Annotated in this window: 17 protein-coding genes; all 17 read right to left on the bottom strand. The window is 34.1% G+C overall.

The features are described 5' to 3' along the window. Positions 1-61 precede the first annotated feature (61 nt). On the bottom strand, positions 62-1,000 hold the full coding sequence (ctlX, locus tag A6I66_RS07935) for a citrulline utilization hydrolase CtlX (RefSeq protein WP_067147412.1): 939 nt from the start codon (positions 998-1,000) through the stop codon (positions 62-64). Positions 1,001-1,017: 17 nt separating this feature from the next. After that, complete coding sequence (locus tag A6I66_RS07930; protein ID WP_067147409.1) at positions 1,018-1,932, bottom strand: dimethylarginine dimethylaminohydrolase family protein; 915 nt, start codon at positions 1,930-1,932, stop codon at positions 1,018-1,020. Positions 1,933-2,081: 149 nt separating this feature from the next. Continuing rightward, positions 2,082-3,368, bottom strand: a complete 1,287-nt coding sequence (locus tag A6I66_RS07925) for a citrate synthase (RefSeq protein ID WP_067147406.1) — start codon at positions 3,366-3,368, stop codon at positions 2,082-2,084. Positions 3,369-3,549: 181 nt separating this feature from the next. Next, entirely contained in the window at positions 3,550-4,842 is a 1,293-nt protein-coding gene (gene eno / locus A6I66_RS07920) for a phosphopyruvate hydratase (RefSeq protein WP_067147403.1), read from the bottom strand. Positions 4,843-4,997: 155 nt separating this feature from the next. Continuing rightward, positions 4,998-6,101, bottom strand: coding sequence for a glutamine-hydrolyzing carbamoyl-phosphate synthase small subunit (gene carA / locus A6I66_RS07915; RefSeq protein ID WP_067147400.1), 1,104 nt, complete (start codon positions 6,099-6,101; stop codon positions 4,998-5,000). Positions 6,102-6,215: 114 nt separating this feature from the next. Further along, positions 6,216-6,689 (bottom strand): 50S ribosomal protein L17, encoded by a 474-nt coding sequence (gene rplQ, locus A6I66_RS07910; protein ID WP_067147397.1) that lies wholly within the window; start codon positions 6,687-6,689, stop codon positions 6,216-6,218. 119 nt (positions 6,690-6,808) lie between these two features. Then, the gene (locus A6I66_RS07905; protein WP_067147393.1) at positions 6,809-7,801 is read right to left on the bottom strand and encodes a DNA-directed RNA polymerase subunit alpha; all 993 of its coding nucleotides are present in this window, start codon (positions 7,799-7,801) and stop codon (positions 6,809-6,811) included. A 97-nt stretch (positions 7,802-7,898) separates the two neighbouring features. Further along, a complete protein-coding gene (rpsD, locus tag A6I66_RS07900) occupies positions 7,899-8,504 on the bottom strand; it encodes a 30S ribosomal protein S4 (protein WP_067147390.1) in 606 nt (201 codons plus the stop codon). Between the two features lie 186 nt (positions 8,505-8,690). Further along, on the bottom strand, positions 8,691-9,074 hold the full coding sequence (gene rpsK / locus A6I66_RS07895) for a 30S ribosomal protein S11 (protein WP_067147387.1): 384 nt from the start codon (positions 9,072-9,074) through the stop codon (positions 8,691-8,693). Positions 9,075-9,186: 112 nt separating this feature from the next. Next, on the bottom strand, positions 9,187-9,561 hold the full coding sequence (gene rpsM, locus A6I66_RS07890) for a 30S ribosomal protein S13 (RefSeq protein ID WP_067147384.1): 375 nt from the start codon (positions 9,559-9,561) through the stop codon (positions 9,187-9,189). Between the two features lie 109 nt (positions 9,562-9,670). Further along, positions 9,671-9,787, bottom strand: a complete 117-nt coding sequence (gene ykgO, locus A6I66_RS16480; RefSeq protein WP_013305171.1) for a type B 50S ribosomal protein L36 — start codon at positions 9,785-9,787, stop codon at positions 9,671-9,673. Positions 9,788-9,791: 4 nt separating this feature from the next. After that, positions 9,792-10,007, bottom strand: a complete 216-nt coding sequence (gene infA / locus A6I66_RS07885) for a translation initiation factor IF-1 (protein ID WP_028289261.1) — start codon at positions 10,005-10,007, stop codon at positions 9,792-9,794. Positions 10,008-10,017: 10 nt separating this feature from the next. Continuing rightward, positions 10,018-11,373, bottom strand: a complete 1,356-nt coding sequence (gene secY, locus A6I66_RS07880; RefSeq protein WP_067147380.1) for a preprotein translocase subunit SecY — start codon at positions 11,371-11,373, stop codon at positions 10,018-10,020. Positions 11,374-11,387: 14 nt separating this feature from the next. Further along, complete coding sequence (gene rplO, locus A6I66_RS07875; protein ID WP_067147377.1) at positions 11,388-11,840, bottom strand: 50S ribosomal protein L15; 453 nt, start codon at positions 11,838-11,840, stop codon at positions 11,388-11,390. 16 nt (positions 11,841-11,856) lie between these two features. Next, the gene (rpmD, locus tag A6I66_RS07870) at positions 11,857-12,036 is read right to left on the bottom strand and encodes a 50S ribosomal protein L30 (RefSeq protein ID WP_067147374.1); all 180 of its coding nucleotides are present in this window, start codon (positions 12,034-12,036) and stop codon (positions 11,857-11,859) included. 11 nt (positions 12,037-12,047) lie between these two features. Next, positions 12,048-12,572 carry a 30S ribosomal protein S5 gene (gene rpsE, locus A6I66_RS07865; RefSeq protein ID WP_067147371.1) on the bottom strand — a complete coding sequence of 175 codons (525 nt, stop codon included), beginning with the start codon at positions 12,570-12,572 and terminating at the stop codon, positions 12,048-12,050. Positions 12,573-12,578: 6 nt separating this feature from the next. Further along, positions 12,579-12,935, bottom strand: coding sequence for a 50S ribosomal protein L18 (gene rplR, locus A6I66_RS07860; protein ID WP_067147364.1), 357 nt, complete (start codon positions 12,933-12,935; stop codon positions 12,579-12,581). Position 12,936: the final 1 nt, after the last annotated feature.

Genomic DNA, 12,936 nt, shown 5'->3' with positions numbered 1-12,936 from the left:
ATGAGAATAAAACAGCGCAGTACTTCGATTAACAGCTTTTAATACAATGCCTAAACATAACCTACTTAACTTTTGGCAAGAATACTTCTGCCATCATACAGCGAGCACTACCTCCACCGCAGGCTTCAATAGTATCTAATGAACTTGATAAAATCTTGGTATGTTTTTCTATGGTTGAAATTTGAGATGCTGTTAAGGAATTATAGGCCGACTGACTCATCACAAGATAAGAAGTGTCGTTAGCCCCTTTAACTTGCAACATGTTACCAGCGAAATTTATAACCTGGTCTTCTGTAATATCTATAATTTCCTTTCCATCTTCCTTAAGATGTTTCACCAAGGCTTTACGTTCTTTTTTATCGTCGATACTACTTAAACAAACTATAGCAAAAGTTTCACCAATACTCATCATCACATTGGTATGATAAATAGCCTTACGCTGATTATTTACAGTTTGAAAAGCTGTAAAAACAACGGGAGTATATTCAAAGTCTTCACAAAACTCGATAAATAAATCCTCATCTGCTCTTGCTGAAAGTCCGCAATAAGCTTTACGATTAACACGATCTAGAATTAAACTTCCTGTGCCTTCAAGGAAAATCTCATCCTCTTCGGCACTGGTATAATCAACCACATTATTAATTTCAAAACCTTTACTTTCTATAATATCTAAAACATCCTCACGGCGTTCTAAACGTCTGTTTTCAGCAAACATAGGATACAGACCTACATCACCATTTTCATGAAATGAAATCCAATTATTAGGAAATAAGGCATCGGGGGTATCGGTTTCGGTATTATCATTGACAACAATAACCTCGACACCTACACTTTGCAGCTTTTCAACATAGGCATCAAACTCTTGCTGCGCTTTTAAATTAACCGTTTCAGGAAGTGTATTATCTAAAACCTGCTGATAATAATTATTAACAGCTGTTTGTTCATTCATCCTAAAATTTACGGGACGAATCATTAAAATCGTGTTTGTAATTTGCTGCATGATATCTGGTATTGTAATCAATCTCTAATTAAAGGTAAGGTAGAACAACGTAATAGTCCTTCTTGTTTGCTTATTTCGCTATATGAAACTTCTTCAACAGTAAAGCCTTGGTTTCGTAACCAAGTATTGAGTCGTGTAAAGCTTTTTTCTGAAATAATAACCTCTTCTGAAATAGAGAAGACATTACTATTCATATCGTACATTTCTTGTTTTGTAATTTCAAAGATGTTTTCTTTTCCGAAGAAATCGACTAACCACTCATATTCACTTTCAATTAGAAATCCATTTTTATGCAGAATGGCTTTATCATGTCCGATAGGCTGAAAACAACAATCTAAATGTAAAGCATTTTCTTTTGCATTGGTATTCGACTTGCGAAGTTCAAATGATTTCACCGTTTTATACGGAAATAACTCTTGAATGGCAATTACAGCATCAAGGTTGGTTCTTGCCGTAATTAAATCAGGGTAATTAGACCCACTGTAAGTTCCTATAAAAATATAGTCATTCCAAGGGATAACATCGCCACCTTCAGCATGGCATTCATCAGGAAGAATGATTCTATTTTCTGGATCGATTTGATTCCATAAGTATTGTATGGCTTCAACTTCTTCCTCCCTGTTAGGTAATATGTTGGATTTGATAATTTTATCTTCAATAACAAAAGCAATGTCTCTGGAGAAAATCTGATTGCAATTATTAATTATTTCAGGTCTATAAACCGTAACATCATACTTTTTAAACACTGCCGCAACCTCCTCCATCTCGCGAATCATGTCCTCTTCCTTAGGATAAGTACCCGCTTTCACATGTTCAATACTTTTTGGGTCGTAGCACTCTTCAACTTTAGGAATCGCACCATTACTTTCTGCTGTACCCAATACAACGGCACGCAGTCTAGATGTTTCGTTTTGAATATTTAATTTCAACATATACTAAACCAAAAAAACAGATTAATTTTAAAGGTTCAAAACTAGTAATAATTGCAAGGTTTCGGTATGATTTTTAAAGATATTCTTATAAAAAAGAAAAGTTTCACAGAAAACTGTGAAACTTAACCTTATATAGTAATAATTCTGTATTATCTTTCTTCCTCTGGAACGAATTTTCTTTCGGTTGCTCCAGTGTAAATTTGTCTTGGTCTTCCAATAGGTTCTTTTTTAAGACGCATTTCTCTCCATTGAGCAATCCATCCTGGTAAACGCCCGATTGCAAACATAACCGTAAACATATCGGTTGGGATACCCATAGCTCTGTAAATGATTCCTGAATAGAAATCTACATTAGGATATAATTTTCTATCAACAAAATATTGGTCTTTTAAAGCCTCTTGCTCTAAACCTTCTGCAATGCTTAAGATTGGATCTTCAATACCTAACTGACTTAATACGTCGTCGGCTGCTTTTTTAATGATTCTAGCACGCGGATCGAAGTTTTTGTAAACACGGTGTCCGAATCCCATTAAACGGAAAGGATCGTTTTTATCTTTAGCTTTAGCCATGTATTTCTTCGTATCGCCACCATCGTTTTGGATAGCTTCAAGCATTTCAAGTACTGCTTGGTTAGCACCACCATGAAGAGGTCCCCATAATGCTGAAATACCAGCTGAAATAGAAGCAAATAAACCTGCGTGAGACGACCCTACGATTCTAACGGTAGATGTAGAACAGTTTTGTTCGTGATCGGCGTGTAAGATTAATAACTTATCTAAAGCATCAACTAACACTTTATTTTGAATATACTCACCGTTAGGTTTTTTGAACATCATTTTTAAGATATTCTCTACATAACCTAATGAGTTATCACCGTAATCTAACGGTAAACCAGCCTTTTTTCTGTAAGTCCAAGCTACAAGTACAGGCATTTTACCTAAAAGTCTAACTACAGACTTGTACATGTCTTCCTCAGATTCTACATTTACTGAAGATGGGTTGAAAGCTGTTAATGCACTTGTTAAAGAAGAAATAATTCCCATCGGGTGAGCCGATTTAGGGAAAGCTTCAATAATTTTCTTTACATCTTCGTCTACATAAGACTCAGCCTTAATATCATCGTGAAATTTTTTGTTTTGTTCTTTTGTAGGTAGCTCACCAAAAATCAATAAGTACGCTACTTCTAGGAAATCTGCATTTTCAGCTACTTCATCAATTGAATAACCACGATATCTTAAAATTCCTTTTTCACCATCTAAAAACGTGATTGCACTTTCACAAGCACCAGTATTTTTATAGCCTGGATCTATAGTGATTACGCCTTCAGTTGCGGCTCTTAATTTTGTAATATCAATTGCTACTTCATTTTCTGTTCCTTTTACTAAAGGAAATTCATATTTTTTACCATCAATATCAATGGTAGCTTTATCTGCCATACTATAATGTGAGTTTAATTTATTTTTGCGGAACGCTAATTTAAGAAATATATCGCCTTATTTAGAAAGATTATTTAGAATGTTTTCATCAATTAGGAAATTGACAAAATAGATGTTAAATAAAAAAGCGATTATTAAAATAATAATCGCTTTTTTATCTATACTTCAAAGAAATTAAATTTTACTTTATTTTAAAAGCCTTTTCTTGAGGAAAATAAGCAACATCTCCTAATTCTTCTTCAATTCTTAATAATTGATTGTACTTTGCCATACGGTCACTACGTGATGCAGAACCTGTTTTAATTTGACCACAGTTTAATGCAACAGCTAAATCGGCAATAGTGTTATCTTCTGTTTCTCCAGAACGGTGAGACATTACTGAAGTATATCCAGCATTCTTAGCCATATTTACAGCAGCAATAGTTTCTGTTAAAGAACCAATTTGGTTTACTTTAATAAGGATTGAATTAGCAATACCTTCATCGATACCACGTGATAAACGCTCTACGTTGGTAACGAATAAATCATCACCTACTAATTGAACTTTATCTCCAATTAACTCAGTTAAATAAGCCCAACCTTCCCAGTCGTTTTCATCCATACCATCTTCAATAGAAATGATAGGATATTTTCCAACTAATTCAGCTAAATATTCTGCTTGTTCTTTAGAAGTTCTTACAACACCTGTATCTCCTTCAAATTTCTTGTAATCATATTTACCATCAACAAAAAATTCAGCTGATGCACAATCTAATGCAATTTTCACTTCATCACCGAATTTGTATCCAGCATTTTCAACAGCTTTTGCAATAGTATCTAAAGCATCTTCTGTACCTCCAGCTAAGTTTGGAGCAAAACCACCTTCATCACCTACGGCAGTACTTAAGTTTCTGTCGTGTAATACTTTTTTAAGGTTATGGAAAATCTCAGTACCCATTTGCATAGCATGTGTGAAGTTTTTAGCTTTCACAGGCATGATCATAAACTCTTGAAATGCGATAGGCGCATCAGAGTGAGAACCACCATTAATGATATTCATCATTGGTACTGGTAATGTATTGGCAGAAACACCACCTACATATCTATATAAAGGCATGTTTAACTCGTTAGCAGCAGCTTTAGCAACAGCTAAAGAAACACCAAGAATAGCGTTAGCACCTAATTTAGATTTATTTGCAGTACCATCTAAATCGATCATAATTTTATCGATAAGATTTTGTTCAAAAACAGATACTCCTAAAAGTTCTTCAGCAATTATAGAGTTTACATTATCTACAGCTTTAAGAACACCTTTACCCATGTAAGTATCTCCACCATCACGTAATTCTACAGCTTCATGCTCTCCTGTTGATGCTCCTGATGGTACAGCAGCTCTACCTAAAATATTGTTTTCTGTTACGACATCAACTTCAACAGTTGGATTACCTCTTGAATCTAAAATTTGTCTAGCGTGGACATTGATTATAATACTCATAATTGCTTTATTTTAAAACTTTATATTATTTCAAATTTACGGCTAAATCTTGTTTTTCTAGACAAAATTCAAAAGAAATTAACAGAAAAATCTCTACAACGTTTTAGTAAAAGAAAACCCCTTTAATTGCAAGTAATTAAAGGGGTTTAAAAGTTTTATTTTTTGATGTTTTCTATAAACTGATCGAAAAGATAATCAGAATCATGAGGGCCAGGACTAGCCTCTGGGTGATACTGAACCGAGAAACAGTTTTTGCTCTTCATTGCTAAACCAGCAACCGTATTGTCGTTTAGGTGAACATGAGTAACTTCTAAATCTGGATGCGCTTCAGCCTCTTCTCTATTCACAGCAAAACCATGATTTTGAGACGTTATTTCACCTTTACCAGTAATCATGTTTTTTACTGGGTGGTTAATCCCTCTATGTCCATTGTGCATTTTATAGGTAGAAACTCCATTAGCACGTGCTATAATTTGATGCCCTAAGCAGATACCAAATAAAGGTAAGTTTCTTTTAATGATTTCTTTAGCCACTTCTTGAGCTTCAACTAAAGGCTCTGGATCACCAGGACCGTTAGATAGGAAGTAACCATCAGGATTAAAAGCCTCTAAATCAGCGAAAGAAGCATTATATGGAAATACTTTAATGTAAACATCACGTTTGGCAATGTTTCTTAAAATGTTCTTTTTAATACCAATATCTAAAGCAGCTACTTTGTATGTAGCATTTTCATCACCGTAATAATAAGGTTCTTTGGTTGATACTTTAGAAGCTAACTCAAGACCTTCCATATTAGGAACTTCTGCTAATTGTTTCTTAAGACCTTCAATATTGTCAACTTCGGTTGAAATAACCGCGTTCATAGCGCCATTGTCACGAATATAACTTACTAAAGCACGCGTATCAACATCAGAAATAGCTAATAAGTTGTTTTTATCTAAAAACGCTTCTAGAGAACCATCGGCATCTACTCTTGAGTATTCATAGCTAAAGTTTTTAACAATTAACCCAGCAATTTTAATGGAATCAGACTCCACTTCCTCTGCATTGGTACCGTAGTTTCCAATATGAGCATTTGTAGCTACCATTAATTGTCCGTAATAAGAAGGATCTGTAAAAATTTCTTGGTAACCAGTCATTCCTGTATTAAAACAAACCTCACCAAATGAAGTTCCTTGTTTATTACCTACTGCCTTACCGTGAAAAATGGTGCCATCTGCTAAAAGAAGGATGGCTTTTTGTCTTTTTTGATATTTCATATTATTCTTATGAGCTTCCTGAGTGCTCAGGAAAAAAGTTTTACAAAATTGCGCAAAAAAAAGGATAAACTAAAATAGTTTATCCTTTATATTTTAAATGCTTATCAACATCTATTATTCCTCTTCGTTTGAAGCTTTAGTTTCAACAGGAGCCGTTTCAGCTGGTTTAGAACCACCTCTTCTACTTCTTCTTGTTGTTTTCTTCTTAGCTTTATCAGCGTTGTAGATTTCGTTGTAATCAACTAATTCTATCATCGCCATATCAGCGTTATCACCTAAACGATTACCTAATTTGATAATTCTAGTATAACCTCCTGGTCTGTCAGCGATTTTTACAGCTACTTCTCTGAATAATTCAGTTACTGCATCTTTTTGTCTAAGGCTAGCCATAACAATACGTCTGTTATGCGTGCTATCAACTTTAGATTTAGTAATCATTGGCTCAACAAATTGTTTCAAAGCCTTTGCTTTAGCAACAGTAGTATTAATACGCTTGTGCTCGATTAAAGAACAAGCCATATTAGCTAACATAGCTTTTCTATGTGCTGTTTTTCTACCTAAGTGGTTTACTTTTTTTCCGTGTCTCATGACATTTTAAATTTGACATCATCTTGCTACCAGATCCGTTTTGGAGAGCAAATTATGAGTCGTTAATAATTATTTGTTGATAAATTAGAAACTTAAATGGGATACCCCGAATAAACTTCTTAGTCTTTATCTAATTTATATTTACTTAAATCCATTCCGAAATTAAGACCTTTAACATTAACAAGCTCTTCAAGCTCTGTTAAAGATTTTTTACCAAAGTTTCTGAATTTCATTAAATCATTTTTATTGAATGATACTAAGTCACCTAAAGTATCAACTTCAGCAGCTTTTAAACAATTAAGCGCACGTACAGATAAATCCATATCGATTAACTTCGTTTTAAGCAACTGTCTCATGTGAAGTGATTCTTCATCATAAGTTTCAGTTTGTGCAATTTCATCAGCCTCTAAAGTGATACGCTCATCAGAGAATAACATAAAGTGGTGAATCAAAGTTTTAGCACCTTCAGTTAAAGCGTCTTGCGGAGAAATTGAACCATCGGTAATGATTTCAAAAACTAATTTTTCATAATCAGTTTTTTGCTCAACACGATAGTTTTCAATACTATACTTAACGTTTTTTATTGGTGTGTAAATTGAATCTGTAAAGATTGTTCCAATTGGTGCAGAAGCTTTTTTGTTTTCTTCAGCAGGAACATATCCTCTACCTTTTTCAATCGTGATTTCCATGTTAAAGTTCACTTTAGGATCTAAATTACAGATCACTAATTCTGTGTTTAACACTTGAAATCCTGAAATAAATTTCTGAAAATCGCCAGCTGTAATTCTATCTTGACCAGAGATTGAAATTGAAATTGATTCATTATCAATATCATCAATTTGTCTCTTAAAACGTACTTGTTTTAAGTTTAAGATAATTTCTGTAACATCTTCTACAACGCCAGAAATAGCTGAAAATTCATGATCTACACCTTCAATTCTTACTGAAGTGATTGCAAATCCTTCTAAAGAAGATAATAATACTCTTCTTAATGCATTACCAACTGTAAGACCATAACCAGGTTCTAGAGGTCTGAATTCGAATTTTCCTTCGAAATCAGTAGAATCGATCATGATTACTTTGTCGGGCTTTTGAAAATTAAATACTGCCATTTTGTTTCTTCGTTTTAATTGTTATTTAGTTGCGCGGTTTATAAGTTTGAAGAAAGACGAATAAACCCTTTGGCCAAATACCAATATGGTTAATTTATTATTTAGAATATAATTCGACGATAAACTGTTCGTTTATGTTTTCTGGAATTTGAATTCTTTGTGGTACAGAAACGTAAGTTCCTTGTTTTGTATCGTTGTTCCAAGTAATCCACTCGTAAACAGTACTAGCGTTAGAAAGAGATCTTTCGATAGCTTCAAGAGATTTAGACTTTTCACGAACGGCAACAACATCACCAGCTTGTAATTGGTAAGATGGAATGTTTACAATTTCTCCATTTACAGTAATATGTCTGTGAGAAACTAATTGTCTTGCACCGCTTCTAGTTGGAGCAATACCCATTCTGAATACTACGTTATCTAATCTAGACTCACATAATTGAAGTAATACTTCACCTGTAATACCTTGAGCAGCTCTCGCTTTTTTAAACAATCCTCTAAACTGACGCTCTAAAATACCATAAGTATATTTTGCTTTTTGTTTAGCTTCTAATTGAATTGCGTATTCAGATTTCTTACCACGTCTTCTGTTGTTTCCGTGTTGCCCAGGAGGGTAATTTCTTTTTTCGAAAGATTTGTCATCTCCGAAGATAGCTTCGCCAAATTTACGAGCTATTTTAGTTTTAGGACCAGTATATCTTGCCATAATAAATTTAATTAAGGGAGTGATTATGAATTAAGGTCTTAATCTTATCCTTCGATAATCTCTTGATCTCCCGTTGATACTTGTTTTTTTTCAGTTTGCAAATGTACACAAAAAATTAATATCACCTAGCATGTAGGTGATATTAATTTTTGATTTGCTTTATTTAAGTCTCTAAAGAGAAAAAGATTAAACTCTTCTTCTTTTAGGAGGACGACAACCATTATGTGGTAATGGAGTAACATCGATTATTTCTGTTACTTCAATTCCTGCATTATGGATTGAACGGATAGCAGATTCTCTACCATTTCCAGGTCCTTTAACATAAACCTTTACCTTTTTTAACCCAGCTTCTTGAGCTACAGCAGCAGCATCTTCAGCAGCTAATTGAGCAGCATAAGGTGTGTTTTTCTTAGAACCTCTAAATCCCATTTTACCAGCAGAAGACCATGAAATTACGTCTCCTTTTTTATTAGTAAGGGAAATGATAATGTTATTGAATGATGCTGTTACGTGAGCTTCACCAACAGACTCTACAATAACTTTACGTTTTTTTGTGCTTGTTTTTGCCATATTCTTTTAGTTTTTAGTTGCTAGCTTTTAGTTATTGGAATCCTAAACTATAACATTTCAAGCAGATTCTTCTAACGTCCAAATACTAATGAACTAATGACTGTTTTAATTATTACTTAGTTGCTTTTTTCTTGTTAGCAACAGTTTTTCTTCTACCTTTTCTTGTTCTAGAGTTGTTTTTAGTACGTTGACCTCTTAATGGAAGTCCAGCTCTATGACGAATACCTCTATAACATCCGATATCCATTAAACGCTTAATATTTAATTGCGTTTCAGAACGTAATTCACCTTCGATAGTAAAACTACCAACAGCTTCACGAATGTTACTAATTTGATCGTCTGTCCAATCTTGAACTTTTGTGCTTTCATCAACTTTAGCAGTTTCTAAAATTTCTTTAGCTCTACTTCTACCTATTCCGTAGATATAAGTTAATGATATAACACCTCTTTTGTTTTTTGGTATGTCTACACCTGCAATTCTTGCCATATTCTTTTAGTTTTTAGCTGTTAGTTTTTAGTTGTTAGAATCCTAAACATTTCTATTTCGAACAGATTCTCATCTAACTACTTTTTCACTAATGGCTCTTATCTAATTATTAACCTTGTCTTTGTTTAAATCTAGGATTCTTTTTGTTTATCACGTAAAGTCTACCTTTTCTACGCACGATTTTACAATCTGCACTTCTCTTTTTAACTGAAGCTCTTACTTTCATCGTATTAGTATCTATAAGTTATTCGAGCCTTACTTAAATCGTAAGGACTCATTTCTAATTTTACTTTATCTCCTGGTAATAATTTAATGTAATGCATACGCATTTTACCTGAGATATGGGCAGTCACAATGTGACCATTTTCTAATTCAACACGAAACATCGCATTAGATAATGCTTCTATAATTGTTCCGTCTTGTTCTATTGCTGCTTGTTTTGCCATAGTATAATAATTAAGCTACTGCTTTTCTATTTTTACCTGTCTTCATCAAACCATCATAGTGTCTATTCAACAAATAAGAATTTATTTGTTGCATCGTGTCTATTGCAACTCCAACCATAATTAATAACGACGTTCCTCCGAAAAATAAAGCCCAACCTTGCTGAACTCCCATTAACTTAACAATAAGTGCAGGGAAGATAGCGATAAGTGCTAAAAAGATAGAACCTGGTAAGGTAATTTGGGACATGATCTTATCTAGATAATCTGATGTCTCAGATCCAGGACGTATGCCTGGAATGAAACCTCCACTACGTTTTAAATCGTCGGCCATTTTATTTGTAGGAACCGTAATTGCTGTATAAAAGTATGTAAATACAATAATCAATAAAGCAAATGTAAGGTTATAAACAAACCCAAACATATCAGAGTAGTTAGTTTGTAACCAAGCACCAGTAGCAGTTTCCTTTAAGAAAGAAGATCCACCAATTAAACCTGGAACAAACATAATAGCCTGAGCGAAAATGATTGGCATAACCCCAGAAGCATTAAGCTTTAAAGGGATATACTGTCTTGAACCTGCCATAGCACTTTTCTCATAACCACCAGATGCTGTTCTTCTAGCATACTGTACAGCAATTTTTCTAACGCCCATTACAAGCATAATTGCTGCTAAAATGATTACAAACCAGATAACAAATTCAATTAATACCATCATTAAACCACCGTTTCCACCACCTTCTAATCTGGTAGCTGCATTTTGTAAAAATGCTTGAGGTAAAGTAGCAATGATACCAACCATAATTAATAAAGAAATACCATTACCAATACCTTTATCGGTAATTTTCTCTCCCAACCACATAGCGAAAATACATCCCGTTACTAAGATTGATACTGAAGAGAAATAGAATAATGGTCCTGTCCCTAATAAAAACGCGCTTTGAGGAATACCTAATGCAGGTAAACTTGCTAAATAACCAGGCGCTTGTAGTAAACAGATAGCAATAGTTAACCAACGTGTAATTTGGTTAATTTTCTTCTGACCACTAGCGCCTTCTTTTTGCAGTTTTTGCAAATAAGGAATGGCAATACCCATTAGTTGAACCACAATAGAAGCAGAAATGTAAGGCATGATACCTAGAGCGAAAACCGAAGCATTAGCAAATGCACCTCCTGTAAAGGCATTAAGCAAACCTAACAAACCACCGTCTGTTTTATCAGCTAAACCTTCCAATTGAGCGGCATCTATACCTGGTAATACTACTTGAGCACCAAAACGATAAACTAATAACAAACCGAGTGTAACTACGATTCTATTTCTTAGTTCTTCTATTTTCCAAACATTCTTAATTGATTCTATAAATTTCATACTTAAAATGAGTATTATATAGTTACAGCTTCTCCGCCAGCAGCTTCAATAGCAGCTTTTGCTGAAGCAGTAAACTTATGAGCAGACACTTTTAATTTTGATTTTAATTCACCACGACCTAAAATTTTAACAAGGTCATTTTTACCGACTAAACGGTTTGTGAATAAAGTTTCAAAATCAACAGTTTCTCCAATCTTCTTATCATCAACCAATTGTTGTAAAGTATCTAAGTTGATACCTTGATATTCAACACGGTTAATGTTTGTAAAACCAAACTTAGGTACACGTCTTTGAAGTGGCATTTGCCCTCCTTCAAATCCTAGCTTTTTAGAATAACCAGAACGTGACTTAGCTCCTTTGTGACCACGTGTAGCAGTACCACCTTTACCAGAACCTTGTCCTCTACCTATTCTTTTCCCTTGGGTTTTTACTGAACCTTCTGCAGGTTTTAAATTACTTAAATCCATTTTTCAGTTTATATTTTTAAGCTTCTTGAACAGAAACTAAATGTGAAACTTTAGCAACCATACCAAGTATATTTGGTGTAGCTTCATGCTCTTTTACTTGACCAATCTTTTTAAGACCTAGAGCTTCTAAAGTTCTCTTTTGTCTTAGCGGACGATTGATTGCGCTTTTAACTTTTGTTACTTTAATCTTTGCCATTTCTGTCTTTATTAAGCGTTAAAAACTTGTTCAAGTGAAATACCTCTATCTTTAGCGATTACGTTTGCATCTCTTAATTGTAATAAAGCATCAAAAGTTGCTTTTACTACGTTATGAGGGTTTGACGATCCTTGAGATTTAGATAATACATCGTGTACACCAACGGCTTCTAACACTGTTCTTACAGCACCACCAGCGATAACTCCTGTACCAGGAGCAGCAGGAATAATATTAACTCTAGCTCCACCGTATTTACCTTTTTGCTCATGTGGTAAAGTTCCTTTAATAATAGGAATTCTCACAAGGTTTTTCTTAGCATCTTCTACTGCTTTTGCAATTGCACTAGCAACATCTTTAGATTTTCCTAAACCTTGTCCTACAACACCTGCTTCATCACCAACTACTACAATTGCTGAAAAACCAAATGCTCTACCACCTTTAGTTACTTTAGTAACTCTCTGTACACCAACTAAACGATCTTTAAGATCTAATCCACCTGGTTTTACTAACTCTGCACTTTTATATTTTTGAAACATAATATATTAGAATTTAAGTCCTGCTTCTCTAGCTCCTTCAGCTAATGATTTAACTCTACCGTGATATAAGTAACCACCTCTATCAAAAGAGATTGTTTCTACACCAGCTTTTAAAGCTTTCTCAGCAAGTGCCTTACCTACTAACTTAGCTACTTCAGATTTAGTTGCATTTGCAGCACTAATGTCTTTATCTCTTGAAGATGCTGAACTGATAGTTTTACCAGTTACATCATCAACTAATTGAGCATAAATTTCTTTATTACTTCTATAAACAGCTAATCGTGGTTTTGCTTCTGTACCAGAAACAACCTTACGGATTCTGTTTTTTATTCTTAGTCTTCTTTCGTTCTTTGTCAATGCCATA

It is taken from the genome of Pseudotamlana agarivorans (assembly GCF_001642835.1).
In the GTDB taxonomy this organism is placed as follows: domain Bacteria; phylum Bacteroidota; class Bacteroidia; order Flavobacteriales; family Flavobacteriaceae; genus Pseudotamlana; species Pseudotamlana agarivorans.
The sequence above is the reverse complement of the archived record's forward strand: the minus strand, read 5'-3'. Positions and strand labels throughout refer to the sequence as shown.